This window comes from Nocardiopsis metallicus, from assembly GCF_014201115.1.
GTDB lineage: Bacteria > Actinomycetota > Actinomycetes > Streptosporangiales > Streptosporangiaceae > Nocardiopsis > Nocardiopsis metallicus.
In genome coordinates this window covers 630,075-646,040 of record NZ_JACHDO010000001.1, presented here as the reverse complement: position 1 = coordinate 646,040, position 15,966 = coordinate 630,075, and the positions used below count along the sequence as shown (strand labels likewise).

The following is a 15,966-nucleotide window of genomic DNA, read 5'->3' as shown; positions in this document are numbered from 1 at the left end:
GGCATGACCGATATCGTCATCCGCACCGCCGGCCCCGAGGACCTACACGCCGTCGCCGAACTCCGGTGGCTGTGGGAACAGGAGAACCGCGGCACCCCCGACCTGACGCTCGACGAGTTCGCACCCCGCTTCGTGGACTGGGCGAAACAGCACCAGGGCTCCCACCACTGCTTCGTCGCGGCCCTGGGCGGGTCGGTCGTCGGCATGGCCTGGCTGGCCGTCACCCCGCGCGTGCCGCAGCCGCGATCGTTCGAGCGGGCCTCGGCGGACGTGCAGTGCGTGTACATGCGCCCGGAGCTGCGCGGCGGCGGCCTGGGCGGTCAGCTGGTCGAGGCGGTGCTGGAACTGGCCCGAGAGCTCGGGGTGGAGCGGGTGACCGTCCACTCCAGCGACCGGGCGGTCTCCGCCTACACCCGCCACGGGTTCGCCGTGTCCCCGCTCCTCCTGCAGACCGGGCACGGCACCACTGCCGCTAACTGACCGGGCGCTTGCCGCGCGGCGAGCGGGCCGCACGGACCCCCGCTTCGTCCGCTGGCCGGTCCTCTCACCCACCGGAGGCCTGAAAGAGGTGTCAGCCCAGGCCAGAGGGGGTTCGAAGGAAGGATGGGCGGCGGAAGGGGCCCGACAGGGGGAGGTTCGGCCGTTCCCGCCCCGGGGTCGGAGGCGCCCTCGTACCCTGGACTCCGCGGCCCCCCAGGGAAGGACGGCAACGCGATGCCCGTGGACGGCACCCCGGACCCACACGAGGTCGAGGTCTCCTTCGGTACCCGTCTCAGACTGAACCGCACCAGGCGCGGCCTGACCAGGGAGGTGCTGGGCGGACTGGTGGGCCGCTCGGCCTCGTGGGTCAAGGCCGTGGAGACCGGCCGTCTGGGCACTCCGAAACTCCCGATCCTGCTGCGCCTGGTCGAGGCGCTGCGGATCCGCGACCTCGCCGAGCTCACCGGTGAGCAGTCCGTTCCGGTGGAGCTGTTCACCGGTCCGGGCCACACCCTGCTGCCGAGGGTGCGGGCGGCGGTCAACGCCCTGCCCGGGTCGGACGAGGGGCCCGCCCCGCCGACAGAAGAGTTGCGCGCCCGGCTGGCCGGGGCCTGGCGGGCCCGGCACTCGGCACCCAACCACCGGGAGGTGGTGGGACGGTTGCTGCCCGGGTTGTTCGAGGACGCGCAGCGGGCGGTGCGCCAGGCCGAGGACGGGGCCGCACGGGCCTCGGCGCAGTCGGTGCTGTCGGAGGTGTGCTCGCTCGCGCAGTTCTTCATCGCCTACCAACCCGCGCAGAGTCTGCTGTGGCGGGTGGCCGAGCGCGGCATGGTGGCCGCGCAGGAGGCCGAGGACCCGCACGCGCTGGGGGTGGCCGCCTGGCTGCTGGCCCAGGCGCACCGGGACGCGGGCGACTGGGAGGCCGCCGACACGGTCACCGAGGACGCCAGCCGCCATTTGATCCGGCACCTGCCGGACGGGAACCGGGACGTACTGGCCGTCTGGGGCTCGCTGCGCTTCGAGGCGGGGTACACGGCGGCGCGGCGCGGGGAGGCCGGAACGGCGTGGCGGCACTGGGACAGCGCGCGCCGGGCGGCCGAACGGCTGCCCCCCTCCTACTACCACCCGGTGACCTCGTTCTCCCGACCGGTGCTGGGCGCGCACGCGGTGACCGTGGCGGTGGAGCTGCGCGGCGGTCACGAGGCGGTGCGCCAGGCCGAACGGGCCCCGGCGGAGGCGATCCCGTCGCGGCCGCGCAGGGCCCGGCACCGGATCGAGCAGGCCCGCGCCCATCATCTGGCGGGGCAGCCGGGGGAGGCCATGCGGGTACTGGAGGCGGCGCACGAGGCCGCCCCGGAGACGACCCGGTACAACGGCTTCGCCCGGCGGATGGTATTGGAGGAACTGGAGTCACGCCAGGCACGGCGCCGGGAACGGGCGGGCGGGCTGGCCCTACGGATCGGTTTGCTGTCCTGACCGGACCGGGCATCTACCCCTGGGAGGCACCGGCGGGAACCCAAGGCGCGGGGATACATTCTGTACCCCTCGGATCTTGACAACTACCTAGAGTTACACAACGTCAGAGCCCCGGGCAGGGCAAGGGGGTGCCCGGGGCCCGTTCAACAGCTCAGGGGGCGCCGTGGGCGACGCCGCCACCATCGAGGCCAAGGACCGGTCGACCCTGGAGGCATGGGCGCGGGCCATGCGCGCGCCGGTCGTGCCGGTGGCCGAGAACTGGTGGTCGATCACCTACCAGGCGGAGGCCGGGCTACCCGACGGCAGCCGGGTGCGCTGCCGGTACCGGTACGTGATCCCGCGCCAGGCAGCGCTACGGCGCTGGAAGCGCACGTACGTGGTGGGGCTGGTGCACACCGAGGGGAGCGCGCTGTGCCACCACGTCCGGCAGGTGATCCCGGTGGGTGACACCGAGGCCGAGGAGCGGCACCGGGCCGAACTCATCGCCTCCGCGCTGGTCACCACCGAACGCCATGCCGAGTGCGGGGCGAGCATCAGCAACCTGGAGGTCTACGTGGTGGAACGGGCGACCCTGTGGAAACCGGGGGTGGCGCGGTACTAGGGAGCAGGTATTGGGTGTGCTCCGCTGAAGGCCGGGGGCGGAGCACGCGGGCAGTGCCACCGAAGCGAGGGCGGCAGTCTTGTACGGAACCTCGTCCGGGCACCGCGTCCAGGTCCTCGCACCCGGGAAAACCGGGTGCGCCGTCTCCGAACCCGACCGTAGGGTGGCGCCCGTGAGCGAACTGGAGCGGGCCCGGACGGTGATCCTCGTCGAGGGTGCGAGCGACCGTGCCGCGCTGGAGGCCCTCGCCGCCCGGCTCGGCCTCGACCTGAGCGCGCGGCGCACGGTGGTCGTGTCCATGGGCGGGGCCACCAACATCCACCGCTTCGTGGAGCGCCTCGGCCCCAGGGGCCTCGGGCTCCGGCTCGGCGGTCTGTGCGACGCCGGCGAGGAGCACCACTTCCGTGCGGCCCTCGGACGCTCCGGGCTCGGCACCGAGTTGGAACCCCAGGGTTTCCACGTGTGCGTGGCCGATCTGGAGGACGAACTGATCCGCGCCCTGGGCGTCGCTGAGGTCGAGCGGGTCATCGCCGAACAGGACGAGCTGCGTTCGCTGCGCACGTTCCGGAACCAGCCCGCGCAGCGCGGCCGCCCCGCCGACCAGCAGCTGCGCCGTTTCCTGGGCACCACCAGCGGGCGCAAGATCCGGTACGGCCGGGTGCTCGTGGAGGCGCTGGAGCCGACCCTGGTCCCCGAACCCCTCGTCCGCGCCCTCGACCGCGGGTGAGCCCGCCGAGCCGCTGACCGCCACCACTGCCGCCACCGCCGCCGGGGCCACGGCCGCTGCCTCGACCAGATCGGCGATCTGTTGCCTTCGGCGTGTTCGTGAATACGTTGGGGGCATGGCAACGCTACGGCGACGTCTGCTCGGACTCCTCACCAAGTTCAACGTCAACGTGCACGATCTCGGGCCCGGGGCCGTGGTCCTCGAACGCCGCGGCGACTACCGCGTCTCGCGGAGCGGCAAGCGCTCCTGGGCCGTGACCAGGGGCGCTGCCGGTTCCGCGGGCACCTCGGCGGCCGTCCGCGAACCCGTGCCGCTCGGCCCCGGCGCGACACTGTCCGTGGCACGGGACCTGCCCCCGGCGTCGGAGCTCGCGCTGCACAAGAAGGCCCAGGAGTACCTGGGCGCGCGGCACATCGCCTCGATACTGCGTCACTACCGGGTGAACTGCGTCTTCGACGTGGGGGCCAACATCGGGCAGTACGGTCAGCAGCTACGCGCGCACGGCTACCGGGGCCGTATCGTCTCCTTCGAGCCGGTCGCCGCCGTGGCCGACAAGCTGCGGCGGGTCACCGAGGACGACCCGGACTGGTGGGTGCGCCCGTTCGCCCTGGGCCGGGAGGACCGCACGGACAGCATCAACGTCGTGCACGGCTCCATGAGTTCGATGCTGGGGCCGACCGAGTTCGGCAACACCCGGTACAAGCGGTTCCGCAGGACCCGGACCCAGGAGATCATCCTGCGCCGCCTCGACGGACTCCTCGACGAGGCCCTCGCCGGTATCGCCGACCCGCGCCCCTACCTGAAGCTCGACACCCAGGGCTTCGACCTGGAGGCCTACGCCGGGGCGGGCGAGCGCATCCGGGAATTCGTCGGAATGCAGTCAGAGGTGGCGCTGATGCAGATCTACGAGGGCATGCCGCGTATGGACGAGGCGATCCGGACCTATGAGGCGGACGGTTTCGAGATCACCGGCATGTACCCGGTCACCCGGGAGGAGAGCACCGGGCGGGTGCTGGAGTTCGACTGCGTGATGGTGCGCGCCGATGCTTTGCCCGCCCAGGGCTGAGGAGACCGGCGGACCGACCGGCACAGCCGCGGACACCGGCCCCGCAGCAGGGCGGGCACGGGTCAGGGCAGCAGTCCCCGCAGCCCCGTGGGGCCGTACTGGTCACCGACGACCACCACGGCCGCCCCGGGAACGGCCAGAACGTCGATCAGCGGATAGGTACCCAGATCGGCCTCCTCGGCCTCTTCTCCCCCGCCTCCTCCGGCTCCGGGGAGCGGGACCGCGAGCACCCGGGCGGGTCGGCCCCGTTCGTGTCCGCTCCCGACCGGCAGGAGCACCATGCCGTCGAGCACCGCGGCCCTGCGCGGCACCGTGTCCGCGAAGGGCACCTCGTCGAGCACCGCGGCCGCGACGGTCTCCCCCTCGGGGGTGGACCGCTGGAGACGGGTAGTCTCCTCGTCCGTTTCCACCACGACCACCAGCCCGGAGGTGTCGGCTTGCAGCCGCACCGGCCCGAAGGGGCCGCCCTCCCAGGGGAGGAGGCCCTCGGGGAAGTCCAGGACCTCCTCCCCGGTGGCCGGGTCCAGGCCGACCGGTGCGAGCCCCGGTCCGGGTTCGAGTACGGCGACCGGGTCCCCGCTCCCGGCGAGCGCCTCGAACCACCTGACCCGGCCGCCGTCCCGCGCCGACCACTCCCGGCGCCAGAGTTCCCTCTCGGCCGCGGGGTCGACCGCCACCAGGGCGAAGTCGATCGGCCCGTCCTGCGCCCAGGCCAGCCCGCTGTAGCCGGCGAAGTCCCCGGCCCGCTCGGCGCAGGCCAGCACCCCGATCATCAGGTCGCCGAACGGGCGGCTCGGCGCCTGATGGCAGCCCGGGCCATCCCCCACCACCTGTGACCAGGCCACACTGGCCTCCGCACGCCATTGTTCGGTGTCGGCCCGCACCTGCGCCAAGCCGGGGTGGTCGCCCTCGACCACCGCACCGGTGCGCGCGTCCAGGGCGACCACCCTGGGCCCTTCGGGGGTGATGTCGTCGGGATGCTCGACGTAGACCAGCTCTCCGTCGGCCCAAACCCGCTCACCGTTGTTCCACTGTCGGGCGTATCCAGGACCGACCCCGGGGTGCGGCAGGCGGTAGGTCCACAGCTCCTCCCCGGTCCGGCCGTCCAGGGCGACCGCTCCGTCCGCGAGCAGGACCAGCGGGCCGTGTGTACCGGCCACCACCTCGGTGATCCCGGTGCCCGCCGGGGGAACCCAGGCCCAGCCCTGCCGGGTCACCGCGGCCGGGACCGGAGCGGCCTCCCCCGTCCGCTCCGCCACCGTGTGGCGCTCGTACGGGAAGAGCACCGGCCCGACCAGCGCCCCGGGTAGCAGTACGGCCAGGGCACCGGCGCCCAACCCGGTCAGGGGCAGCGCCCTGGGCCGCGCCCGGGCGGCGCCCGAGGGCAGCAGGAACAGGAAGCCCAGGGTCAGCCCGCAGGTGGTGAGCCACTGGCGCACGGCCGTCTGCGAGGCGCGGAACTCCTCCCCGGGCTTCGTGAGCGCCTCGGCCGCCCCGGTGGGCAGGGTGGACCAGATCAGCACCAGCCCGATCAGGACGAACGGCCCGAGTGAGAGGAGCCGACCCCGGTGAACACCACCCGAGGCGCCGATTCCGCTCATACGTTCGGGGTCCGGGCCCAGGAGTCGGGTCAGTCCGCGGTACAGGACCACGACGGCTGCCGCCACGGGAAAGAGCCACCAAGCCCTGGACTCGTCCCAGAGGGAGCCCCAGCCGGTCCAAGCAGCCATCGCGGCCGTCACGAGGGAGCCGGCCACCAGCCCCGCACCCGCCCAGGAGAGCACCGTTCGCGCGTTCCCGGCCCTCTTCTGCGTCAACTGTCACCGCCTCCCCGTACCGTCGGCCAACAAGCAAGTCAGTAAGCAGGACAGAGGAAAAATAGCAGCGAGCGGGGTTCACCCCCAGGCGGAGTCCCCGGGGTCCGGTGAACCCCGGTGCGCCCGACTCCCCGATGAACCCGGTTCCCGCGCGTCGGCGCTCGGGGCCCCGGCGGACAGAGCATCCTGAGAACCACACCCGAACGCACAGGGGAAAGGCCGGCGCGATGAGCACCGAAGTCAGACTGGGCACCACTCCGCAGGGCGCGCGGGCCCTGTTCTTCAGCCGCCGCTACGCCCACCCCCGCTCCGCGGTGTGGGCCGCCCTGACCACCGACGAGCCCCTCGCCCAGTGGTTCCCCGGCGAGCCGAAGCTGGACGCTGCCGCGGGCACCATCACCTTCTCCTTCCCCGGGGAGGACGACGAACCGGAGGTCGCGCCCGTCTCCGAGTTCGACCCGCCCCGGCTCCTGGCCTTCCACTGGTCCGGTGACGACCTGCGCTGGACCCTGGAGGAGGACGGGGCGGGATGTCTGCTCCGGCTGTCCAACACCATCCCCGATCCCGAGTGGACCGCGAACATCGCCGCTGGTTGGGACACCTGTCTGGGCGACCTCGACACGGTGCTGGACGGGCGCGAGCCCACTTCCGCGCCGGGCCCCGACGAGGAGCTCCTCACGCGCTACCGGACCAGGTTCTCCGCTGACCAGGAGCGCTGACGAGAAGCTCTGGTCAGGGACGCTGATCGGCGAGCCGTTGCTCCAGCTGGTCCAGGACGAGCGCCAGCCCGTAGGAGAACTCGTCGCCGTAGGCGTACTCCCGGCCGACCACCATCTCGGTGATGAACTCGGCCAGGTGGGGGTAGCGGTCCGGGGGCGGTGCGAGTTCCGCGGTGAACTCCTCGGCTCCCTCGCCCGGCGCGAAGGGCAGGTGCAGTTCGGTCAGGACGAACCCGTAGACGTAGGAGTCGAGCGCCGAGTAGGCGTGGGCCGCCAAGCGCACCGGGAATCCGTTGGCCCGCAGGCAGCCCAGCACGGCGTCGTGGTGGTGCAGCAGTGCCGGGCCCGGGGAGGTACGGGACTCCATCAGCCCCAACGCCCACGGGTGCCGGGCGAGCACGGCGCGGGCCGAGGCGCAGCGGTCCTCCATCGCCTGCCGCCAGGGCTGTCCGGTGCCCGGGAGTTCGATGCGGACGAAGATCCAGTCCACCATCGCGTCGAGCAGGGCTTCCTTGCCTGAGACGTGGTGGTAGAGCGACATCGCCTCCACTCCCAGTTCCCGGCCGACACTGCGCATGCTCACCCCGGCCAGCCCGCGGCGATCGGCGACCGCGACCGCCGCCCGGACCACACGCGCACGGTTCAGCGCTGGGCGCTCGACCATTCCCACCTCACGGACCCTTGTGGACTTACACCTGTAAGAGTACCGTTTTCCAGAACAGGTGGCTTACAGGTGTAAGGGAGCTCCCATGAAGGCAGCGGTCGTCAAGAGGTACGGGGCTCCGGACGTGGTCCGCCTCGTGGAGTTACCCGTCCCCGAACCACGGGCCGGGCAGGTGCGCGTGCGGGTGGCCGTCACGGCGGTCACCGCGGGGGACGCCCGGATCCGCGGCGCCCGCTTCCCTAAGGGCTTCGGCCCGCTGGCCCGGCTGATGTTCGGGGTGCGAGGGCCACGGCGGAAGGTTCTGGGCAACGTGTTCTCCGGAACCGTGGACGCCGTCGGCGCGGGGGTCACCGACCTCTCCCCCGGAGACGAGGTGTGCGGCATGACCGGTCCAGGGATGGGCGCGCACGCCGAGTACGTGGTGGTCGCGGCCGCACAGGCCGTGCCCAAGCCCGCCGGGGTGAGCCACGAGGACGCGGCCGGGGTGCTGTTCGGCGGGACCACAGCGCTGTTCTTCCTGCGGGACGAGGCCACACTGAAACCGGGCGCCTCCGTGCTGGTCAACGGGGCGTCGGGGGCAGTGGGCACCAACGCCGTCCAGCTCGCCGGGCATTTCGGCGCGCGGGTCACCGGGGTGGCGAGCACGCCCAACCTGGACCTGGTCACCGAGCTGGGCGCAGAGCACACCGTTGACTACACGAGCACCGGCCTGGCCTCACTGACCGACCGGTTCGACGTCGTCCTGGACACCGTCGGCAACCTCTCCCCCGCCTCCGGACGCAGGCTGCTCAACGACGGCGGCGTGCTACTCCTGGCCGCGGCCGGGCTGTGGGAGCTGATCACAGCCCGCGGGAACGTCCGGGCGGGTGCCGCACCGGAGCGCCCCGAGGACTTCGCGTTCCTGCTGGAGCTGGTGGCCGAGGGCGCTCTGACCTCGGTCACCGACAGGATCGTCCCCATCGAGGAGATCGTCGCGGCCTACCGGCGAGTCGACTCCGGGCGCAAGGTCGGCAACGTGCTGGTCCGCCCCTGAAACCCTTCGGTTCCCGGGCATTGGAGCCCCACGCCCCGAATCGACGGGCTCCGCGCCGAAGATCCGGATCAGAGGCGCGGAGTCTCCAGGTGGCGGACGCTGACGTTGTCTGCCCCTGCTCGGCGATCAGTTCCAGGTGGCCTCGATGACCTCCCTGCGCGAAGGCGAGCGCGCGGCCACCGGATCCGAACGGCGGCCCCGGCTCGTTCCCGGTTCGAGCTCGAACGAACCCCGCCCGGGGAACAGGAAAAGGGCCCACCATCAGGCGGACCCTTTTCCTGCTACTGCTCTGTCGGGACGGCGGGATTTGAACCCACGACCCCTTGACCCCCAGTCAAGTGCGCTGCCAAACTGCGCTACGTCCCGTCCGTTGAGCGACGGCGTTTCCGCCCCCGCCAACAGGTAAAACCCTACCGCATCGGCGGGGCCGTTCAGACCAGGCCGGCTCAGGGGTCAGCGCGGCAATCAGCTCACGGAACCGGAACCCACCCCGATGACCTGGGCACGGTCACCGACGGAGAACCCGGACACCACGATCGCCCGCGGGACCAGCGCCACCCCGAAGGCCGAGCCGTCCGGGGCGAGGCCCCCAGCAGCCGAGTCCAGCGGAACCTCGATGCCGCCGGCACCCCAGGTACCGACGAGCAGGCTGGCCGGGCCGTTCCCGTCGGGTCCCTCCGCGCGGACGGCGGCGAACAGCTCCGCGTTCACCGCGACGCTCTCCGGAGCGGGGGCTGGGGTGGCGAACACGAGGCTGTCTACGGTCTCGGTGTCGGGGACCTCTCCACCCGGTTTGCCGACCACCGGCCGCTCCAGGCGGTACTCGACCTGGTCGGTTTCCTCGTCGGACTCGGTGTACATCAGCAGTTCCCCGTCGACGGGAACCACCCGGCCGGGTTCGGTGGGCAGACCTCGGGCTGTCACACCGGTGACCTGGCTGCGGAGGGTCAGCGCACCCGGTTCGTCACCGCCGTAGTGAACCACCACGGCCCAGCCGTCGGGGGCGGACAGCACCCGCTCCGCGGGCCCGGGGATCGTGCGTCTGCCGTAGGTGTCACCGGTCTCGGTCAGCACCCGCAGCTGGTGGTAATCCTCCCCTGCAGACTCGGCGCCGTCCTCGTCCGAAGGGCACTCCTCAGGGACCAGGATCCTGGAACCCGCGACGACCGGAGCGCCGGTCTGCGTGCACCCTCGGTCCCTCTGGTAGCGGACCGACTCCCCGGATTCATGGTCCCGGACGGTGAAGCGGCCGCTCTCCTCCACTTGCAGGAAAGCGCGGTCGGTCACGAGAAACCGGTCCACCTCGTTCCGGACCCGGTGATAACCGACCAACTGGCCGGTGTCTGCGACCAACACCGCCACGGACCGCTGCTCGCCCTCCGGGCCGCTCTCGTCCCGGTACAGCACCGCCACACGTTCGCCGTCAGGAGTGACCTCGGCCCGCAGAACCTCACCGACCGGTTGGAACCGCCAGAGTTCAGCGCCGTCCCGACTGTCCAGGGCCCACACGCCCCCAGGGCCCTGAACCAGCGCACCGGTATGCGTCGCGGCCACGGAGACCTCACCCGCCGACCCCGCTTCGGGATGCTTCCACACCCAGGTGACCTCGTCACCGTGGGTCGAGGAGGAAGCCTCGACCTCGGTGAGCGGTTCGGCAAGGGTGTGCACGGAGCGGTCCCGCTCCAGGACCGCGGGAGAAGCGAGCACCGCGATCACGACGATCGGTGCGGTTCCGGACAGGATCGCCTGGCGACGGGGCAATCCTCCGGCAGGTCGCAGCGGTTCGGGCCGTCCGGAGGCTGCGAGCATCAGCGCGCCCGCCAGCAGCGTGAGCGCAGCCAGGTACCACAGGTGGGAGATCGCTCCGAAGTCCACCAGGACGTCCGGCAGCGGCTCCCCCTCGCCCGACGCGCGCACCGGGGTACGGGCGGCCGGGACCTCCCGCAGGGCCACCAGCACCGCCAGGCACCCCACGAGGACGGTCGCCGCACGGAGCGGACCCGAACCCTCACCCGGGTGACGGTCCCACCCTGAATCGGGCCGCTGTTCACCGCCGCGCAGAGCCCAGACGACGGCGAGCAGGACGACCGCGCCTCCCAGCCCCCAGTGAAGCAGCGGAGTGACCCCGTCCCACCGCTCCTCGGGGCTCAGTGCGGCGGCCACGACCAGCGCGAGCCCTCCGCCCAGGACCGCCCCGGTGCCCGCCCAGGAGATCAGCCGCCAGACCGTGTCCGCAATGATCCAGCGCATCACGGCACCAGCCCTTCCACCCGCGCGCCCTGGTGGTACGGCTCGGCCACTAGGGCCGCGACGCCACCGGGGACAGCCACGAGCTGTCCCACATTCGCCCGGGTTTCCAGAACGATCCGGTTGCGCAGCCCCTCACCGAAAAGCTCACCGTGCGAGGCGACACTGACCTGGGCACGGTCCCCGGTCTCCGGGGATTCATCAGCGGCGAACACCACCTGCTCCGGCAGTACGGCCCTGTGGCTGTGACGGCTGACGTGGGCACCGCCCGCGCCGATCAGCGAAGTACGGTGACCGTCCGGATCGATGCGGTCGACCTCGGACCCCTCGCCCGACCGGGAGAACAGCATGGTGACGCCGCTGCCGTCGACGTCGATGACCGCCTCCTGGGAAAAGCCCTCCGCCGCCTCGACCATGTCCTCACTCAGGTACATGAGTTCCTCTCCGCTCTCCGGGTCGAGCAGGAGGACGGGGTCGGATCGGTAGTGGCCCAGCACGGCGATGACACTGCCCCGGCCCTCCGCCCCCGGAACCGCCCACGGCCGGTCGGGAACGAAGACCTCCTCCCCCTCCAGCCCGTAGCTCCACAACTCCTCGCCGGTACGCAGATCCACGGCGACCACCCTGAACCGTTTGTCGGGTTCCTCGTCACGGATGAGGGATTCGATCTGCCGTGTACTGTCGGTGAGATCCTCCTCATCGACACAGGCCACGGCGTACACGACCGTCTCGGCGCGTACCCGCGGCGGTCCGCCTGCACAGGCCGCCCCCGGTTCGGGGCCCGGGTCGCGGTACCACAGTTCCTCGCCGGACTCCGCGTCCCAGGCGCTCATCCCCGGCGCCTCGTCCGGCTCGCCGCCATCGCGCCGGTCGGAATGCACACGGACACCGTCCGACCAGCCCACGAGAGTACGGGCACCGCCCCGTGAAGTCTCACCCGTGTCTACGCTGAACTCGGTGACCAGTTCACCGTCCACCATGTCGAACACCCGGGTGAACTGCTCTTCGGGTGCGTTCCCGCCGTGTTCCGCGGCATCCTCGTCCCGCTCCGGAACACGGGTGAAGAGCACCTGTCCGTTTCCTACCCAGACCGCGGCGTCCCTGGCAGCGGGGTCACGGTACGACCAGATCTCCGTGCCGTCGGTCCCGTCCAAAGACACCACGCCGTCGTCGAGGACCACGAGGGGCCCGTGAGCGCCCCGGACGATCCGGTCGATCGTGCCCGACGGTTCGGGTTCCCAGGCCCAGCCGGACCGGTTGACCCGGTCTGGGAGCGCCGCCGACTCCGGCGGGTCCTCGGCGACGACGTGCCGTACGCCGCTCTGGTCCTCGTCGACGAGGACCAGCGGCACGGACGTCCCGGCCAAGGCAACGGCAAACGCACCCGCGGCGAAGGGCGGCAGAGAGCGGCTTCGGGGCGGCAGAAGCGGTCGGCGCACGACGGTCAACATGAGCAGCACGCCCAGGGGGACAGCGCAGACCACGACCGCCATCCTCAGCTCGGTCGGGGAGAGCGCGTCGATCGCAGGAGAGTCCGCACCCAGGAGCGCGCCGTTGCCCGCGATGAGGGCTGTGAGGACCGCGGTACCGGTCAGGCAGAGGGCGTAGTGCCAGCCCCTCTCCGCGTCCGGTGGTTCGCCGGCACGCACGTTCTTCCACCGCACCCCGAGCACCAGGACGAACCCGCCGAGCACGCAGGCCCAGAACCAGGCCAACCCGACTTCCTCGATCACCCCGGTGTCCTGGCCCGCCCGGTGCAGGGCCAGGGTCACCGCCGCCAGGAGCAGCGCCCCCGCGACCGCGCCCGCCCCGACCCAGGACAGGGCGTTCTCCATGCGCCGTTCGCACGCCACCCCACACCGCCCACCACTCCGTGATCTCGCGCCCGAAAGGCCGCATTCCGCCACGAGAAGCTAGCAGCCTCCCGGAAGCCTGCTCCGGCTGGGCCAGAGAACCAGGAGCGTCACCAGCCCGCCCCGGCTTGGCCGGGACGGCCTCACAGCCGTCCGGGCGCCTGCCCCACCACGCACCGCGGTAAGCGACACAGAACCGCCCCTCAAACCCCTGTGGGTGGAGGGAGGCGAACCCCTGCCGCTCCCGAGACTCGTGGTGGAGCTCCAGAACCCGCGGGGCTCCCACTTGGGTTTCAACGGTGTCAGGTGGCTCCTTCGGCGGCGCGTTCGGTGAGCCAGGTGAAGAGGGCGGGATCGGTGCCCATCTCCGGATGCCACTGCACGCCGAGCACGTTGAACACGTCGGTGTACTCGATCGCCTCGATGGTGCCGTCCTCGGCCCAGGCGGTGGCCGCGACGTTCCGGCCCAGGTCGGCGACGGACTGGTGGTGGTAGGTGGGTACGTCGAGCATGGTGCGGCCCAGCACCCGGGCGGTGCGGGAGTGCTCGGCGACGGTGACCGGGTGGGTGTCGAAGATCCCGGTGCGCTGGCGGTGCCCGGTGTGGCCCACCACGTCGGGCAGGTGCTGGTTGAGGGTGCCGCCGCGGCAGACGTTGAGCAGCTGCATCCCCCGGCACACCCCCAGGACCGGCAAGCCGCGGGCGAGCGCTCCGGCCAGCAGATCCACCTCGGCGGTGTCGCGGCCCGCCTGGACCCCGGCGGTGTGCGTTCCGGTCGGGGCGCCGTAGCGGCCGGGGTCGATGTCACCGCCCCCGGCCAGCAGCAGCCCGTCCAGCCGGCCCAGCGCCCCGGTGACCCCGGCGACCGGAGGCAGCAGGAGGGGCACAGCGCCGGTGGCGGCGACCGAGTCCGCGTAGTGCCGGGGCAGCAGGGTGGCGGGCAGGTCCCAGGCCTCGCCCCAGCGGGCCTGCTCCGCGTAGGCGGTGATGCCGACGACCGGTGGCATGTGAACGGCCTCCAACAGGTTCTCGTTCGGGGTCTGGGGGCGGGGCAGGGAGGGACCTAGATCGGGGTGACGTAGGCACCGGAGATTCCGCCGTCCACGAGGAAGTTGGACGCCGTGACGAACGAGGCGTCGTCGCTGGCCAGGAAGGCCACCGCGGCGGCGATCTCGGTGGCCTCGGCGAAACGGCCCAGCGGGACGTGGACCAGGCGGCGGGCGGCTCGTTCGGGGTCCTTGGCGAACAGTTCCCGCAGCAGGGGTGTGTCCACCGGCCCAGGAGAGAGCGCGTTCACCCGGATGCCCTCGCGGGCGAACTGCACGCCCAGTTCGCGGCTGAGCGCGAGTACCCCGCCCTTGCTGGCGGTGTAGGACACCTGGGATGTGGCGGCACCCATGGTGGCGACGAACGACGCGGTGTTGACGATCGCCCCCTTGCCCTGTGCGCGCATGTGCGGCAGGGCGTACTTGCAGCAAAGGTAGACGGAGGTCAGGTTGACCTCCTGGACCCGCCGCCAGGTGTCGAGGCTGGTGGTGAGGATGGAGTCGTCGTCGGGCGGTGAGATCCCGGCGTTGTTGAAAGCCGCGTCCACGCTGCCGTACTCGCCCCTGACCCGGGCGAAGAGGGCTTCGACCGCGGCTTCGTCGGTGACGTCGGCGCGGATGAAGGCGCCGCCGGTGGCCTCGGCCACGCTCCCGCCGCCCTCCTCGTCGAGGTCGACGGCGATGACGGTGGCGCCCTCCTCCGAGAGGCGGAGCGCGGTGGCGCGGCCGATACCGCCCGCCGCCCCGGTGATGACGGCGACGCGGTCCTGGAATCGCTGCATGGTGTTCCTCCAGCTCAGGGGTGGGGCGGTCAGGTGTCGTCGGAGAGGAAGACGGTCCTGGTCTCGGTGAAGGCGTCCAGGGCGTCCGGGCCCAGTTCGCGGCCCAGACCCGACTGGCCCATGCCGCCGAAGGGCGTCCAGTAGCGCACGGCCGAGTGCGAGTTCACCGACAGGTTCCCGGCGCGGACGGCCCGGGAGACCCTCAGGGCCCGACCGACGTCGCGGGTCCACACCGATCCGGCCAGCCCGAACGCGGTGTCGTTGGCGATGCGCACCGCGTCGGCCTCGGTCTCGAAGGGCAGTACGGACAGGACCGGGCCGAAGATCTCCTCGCGGAAGGCGGGTTCGGCCGGGTCGTGGGTGGCGAGCACGGTGGGCGGGAACCAGAAACCGGGCCCCCGGGGCGCACTCCCCTGGAAGAGGACGGTGGCGCCATCCACGTAGGCGGCGACGCGGTCGCGCTGGGCGGCGCTGATCAGCGGACCCATCCCGGTGCCGGGGTCGCGGGGGTCGCCGACGGTGATCCCCTCCACCGCCGGGCGCAGCAGTTCCAGGAAGCGCTCGTACACGTCGGCCTGGACGAGCAGGCGGGAGCGGGCGCAGCAGTCCTGTCCGGCGTTGTCGAAAGCGGCCATCGGCGCGGCGGCCGCGGCCTTGTCCAGGTCGGCGTCGGCGAAGACGATGTTGGCGCTCTTGCCGCCGAGCTCGAGGGTGAGGCGGGTGAGGTCCTCGGCGGCGGCCGCCATGATGCCCTTGCCCACCCGGGTGGAGCCGGTGAAGACGATCTTGGCGACGTCGGGGTGGCGGACCAGGCGTGCTCCGGCCACCGGTCCGGCGCCGGGCAGGATCTGCAGGACACCGTCGGGCAGGCCCGCCTCGCGGGCGAGTTCACCGATGCGCAGGGCGGTGAGCGGGGTGAGTTCGGCGGGTTTGACGATGACGGTGTTGCCCGCGGCCAGGGCTGGCGCGGTGCCCCAGGACAGGACCGGCATCGGGAAGTTCCAGGGGACGATGACGCCGACCACGCCGAGGGGGTCGGCGAAGGTGACGCTCCAGCCGCCGGGAACGGGGATCTGCCGTCCGGTAGCGCGTTCGGGTGCGGCCGAGAAGTAGGTGAACACGTCCCTGGCGTTACCAGCCTCCCAGCGGGCCTGGCCGACGGGGTGTCCGGCGTTGGCGACCTCCAGCTGGGCGAGTTCCTCGGTGTGGGCGTCGATGCGGTCGGCCACGGCGCGCAGCAGGCGGGCGCGTTCGCCCGGCGGGGTGTCCCGCCAGGCGGGGAAGGCCGCGGCGGCGCGGGCGACGGCGGCGTCGGTCTCGGCCTCGGAGGCCAGGGGGACGGTGGCCACCACCTCCCCGCTGGCCGGGTCGACCACCTTCTGTTCGCGCTGCTCGTATGGTTCGGACCGTCGTGACCGTTTGGGCGGTGTGCTCTCGTCAGTGTTCACCGGTTGT

The 15,966-nt window shown here is 72.1% G+C and carries 14 protein-coding genes and 1 tRNA gene; 7 read left to right on the top strand and 8 right to left on the bottom strand.

Features of this window, described 5'->3' with window-relative positions; all coding sequences use genetic code 11:
- Nucleotides 1–3 precede the first annotated feature (3 nt).
- The 5 genes from HNR07_RS02750 (at nt 4) to HNR07_RS02730 (ending at nt 4,350) form a co-directional block, all read left to right on the top strand.
- The gene (locus tag HNR07_RS02750; RefSeq protein WP_184361499.1) at nt 4–480 is read left to right on the top strand and encodes a GNAT family N-acetyltransferase; all 477 of its coding nucleotides are present in this window, start codon (nt 4–6) and stop codon (nt 478–480) included.
- Between the two features lie 234 nt (nt 481–714).
- Complete coding sequence (locus HNR07_RS02745) at nt 715–1,956, top strand: helix-turn-helix domain-containing protein (RefSeq protein ID WP_184361496.1); 1,242 nt, start codon at nt 715–717, stop codon at nt 1,954–1,956.
- Between the two features lie 163 nt (nt 1,957–2,119).
- Nucleotides 2,120–2,557, top strand: a complete 438-nt coding sequence (locus HNR07_RS02740; protein WP_184361493.1) for a hypothetical protein — start codon at nt 2,120–2,122, stop codon at nt 2,555–2,557.
- A gap of 172 nt (nt 2,558–2,729) precedes the next feature.
- Nucleotides 2,730–3,284 (top strand): TOPRIM nucleotidyl transferase/hydrolase domain-containing protein, encoded by a 555-nt coding sequence (locus tag HNR07_RS02735; RefSeq protein ID WP_312893549.1) that lies wholly within the window; start codon nt 2,730–2,732, stop codon nt 3,282–3,284.
- 115 nt (nt 3,285–3,399) lie between these two features.
- Complete coding sequence (locus tag HNR07_RS02730) at nt 3,400–4,350, top strand: FkbM family methyltransferase (RefSeq protein WP_184361490.1); 951 nt, start codon at nt 3,400–3,402, stop codon at nt 4,348–4,350.
- Nucleotides 4,351–4,412: 62 nt separating this feature from the next.
- On the opposite strand, the gene HNR07_RS02725 is transcribed toward HNR07_RS02730, so the two are convergent.
- A complete protein-coding gene (locus tag HNR07_RS02725) occupies nt 4,413–6,167 on the bottom strand; it encodes a PQQ-binding-like beta-propeller repeat protein (protein ID WP_184361487.1) in 1,755 nt (584 codons plus the stop codon).
- A gap of 227 nt (nt 6,168–6,394) precedes the next feature.
- On the opposite strand from HNR07_RS02725, the gene HNR07_RS02720 reads away from it, so the two are divergent.
- Nucleotides 6,395–6,886, top strand: a complete 492-nt coding sequence (locus HNR07_RS02720) for an SRPBCC family protein (RefSeq protein ID WP_184361484.1) — start codon at nt 6,395–6,397, stop codon at nt 6,884–6,886.
- Nucleotides 6,887–6,899: 13 nt separating this feature from the next.
- On the opposite strand, the gene HNR07_RS02715 is transcribed toward HNR07_RS02720, so the two are convergent.
- On the bottom strand, nt 6,900–7,550 hold the full coding sequence (locus HNR07_RS02715; protein WP_184361481.1) for a TetR/AcrR family transcriptional regulator: 651 nt from the start codon (nt 7,548–7,550) through the stop codon (nt 6,900–6,902).
- Between the two features lie 85 nt (nt 7,551–7,635).
- Here HNR07_RS02715 and HNR07_RS02710 point away from each other — a divergent pair, with 85 nt between their 5' ends.
- Nucleotides 7,636–8,583 carry an NAD(P)-dependent alcohol dehydrogenase gene (locus HNR07_RS02710; RefSeq protein WP_184361479.1) on the top strand — a complete coding sequence of 316 codons (948 nt, stop codon included), beginning with the start codon at nt 7,636–7,638 and terminating at the stop codon, nt 8,581–8,583.
- 292 nt (nt 8,584–8,875) lie between these two features.
- Here the strand turns inward: HNR07_RS02710 and HNR07_RS02705 are convergent.
- The 6 genes from HNR07_RS02705 to HNR07_RS02680 form a co-directional block, all read right to left on the bottom strand.
- Nucleotides 8,876–8,949, bottom strand: a tRNA-Pro gene (locus HNR07_RS02705).
- A 99-nt stretch (nt 8,950–9,048) separates the two neighbouring features.
- Entirely contained in the window at nt 9,049–10,833 is a 1,785-nt protein-coding gene (locus HNR07_RS02700) for a PQQ-binding-like beta-propeller repeat protein (protein ID WP_184361476.1), read from the bottom strand.
- Nucleotides 10,833–12,665: a PQQ-binding-like beta-propeller repeat protein gene (locus HNR07_RS02695; RefSeq protein ID WP_184361473.1), complete on the bottom strand. Its 1,833-nt coding sequence runs from the start codon at nt 12,663–12,665 to the stop codon at nt 10,833–10,835. Before HNR07_RS02695 ends, HNR07_RS02700 begins: the two co-directional genes overlap by 1 nt.
- A 320-nt stretch (nt 12,666–12,985) precedes the next feature.
- Nucleotides 12,986–13,690: a gamma-glutamyl-gamma-aminobutyrate hydrolase family protein gene (locus tag HNR07_RS02690; RefSeq protein ID WP_184361470.1), complete on the bottom strand. Its 705-nt coding sequence runs from the start codon at nt 13,688–13,690 to the stop codon at nt 12,986–12,988.
- Between the two features lie 56 nt (nt 13,691–13,746).
- Entirely contained in the window at nt 13,747–14,511 is a 765-nt protein-coding gene (locus HNR07_RS02685) for a 3-oxoacyl-ACP reductase (RefSeq protein ID WP_184361467.1), read from the bottom strand.
- A gap of 29 nt (nt 14,512–14,540) precedes the next feature.
- Nucleotides 14,541–15,959, bottom strand: a complete 1,419-nt coding sequence (locus tag HNR07_RS02680) for an aldehyde dehydrogenase family protein (RefSeq protein ID WP_312893548.1) — start codon at nt 15,957–15,959, stop codon at nt 14,541–14,543.
- Nucleotides 15,960–15,966 lie beyond the last annotated feature (7 nt).

Bases quoted from the DNA above. Each gene is read 5' to 3' on its own strand.
- HNR07_RS02745 (WP_184361496.1), top strand. From the start codon at position 715: ATGCCCGTGGACGGCACCCCGGACCCACACGAGGTCGAGGTCTCCTTC.
- HNR07_RS02750 (WP_184361499.1), top strand. From the start codon at position 4: ATGACCGATATCGTCATCCGCACCGCCGGCCCCGAGGACCTACACGCC.
- HNR07_RS02710 (WP_184361479.1), top strand. From the start codon at position 7,636: ATGAAGGCAGCGGTCGTCAAGAGGTACGGGGCTCCGGACGTGGTCCGC.
- HNR07_RS02715 (WP_184361481.1), bottom strand. From the start codon at position 7,550: ATGGTCGAGCGCCCAGCGCTGAACCGTGCGCGTGTGGTCCGGGCGGCG.
- HNR07_RS02685 (WP_184361467.1), bottom strand. From the start codon at position 14,511: ATGCAGCGATTCCAGGACCGCGTCGCCGTCATCACCGGGGCGGCGGGC.
- HNR07_RS02730 (WP_184361490.1), top strand. From the start codon at position 3,400: ATGGCAACGCTACGGCGACGTCTGCTCGGACTCCTCACCAAGTTCAAC.
- HNR07_RS02700 (WP_184361476.1), bottom strand. From the start codon at position 10,833: ATGCGCTGGATCATTGCGGACACGGTCTGGCGGCTGATCTCCTGGGCG.
- HNR07_RS02720 (WP_184361484.1), top strand. From the start codon at position 6,395: ATGAGCACCGAAGTCAGACTGGGCACCACTCCGCAGGGCGCGCGGGCC.
- HNR07_RS02695 (WP_184361473.1), bottom strand. From the start codon at position 12,665: ATGGAGAACGCCCTGTCCTGGGTCGGGGCGGGCGCGGTCGCGGGGGCG.
- HNR07_RS02690 (WP_184361470.1), bottom strand. From the start codon at position 13,690: ATGCCACCGGTCGTCGGCATCACCGCCTACGCGGAGCAGGCCCGCTGG.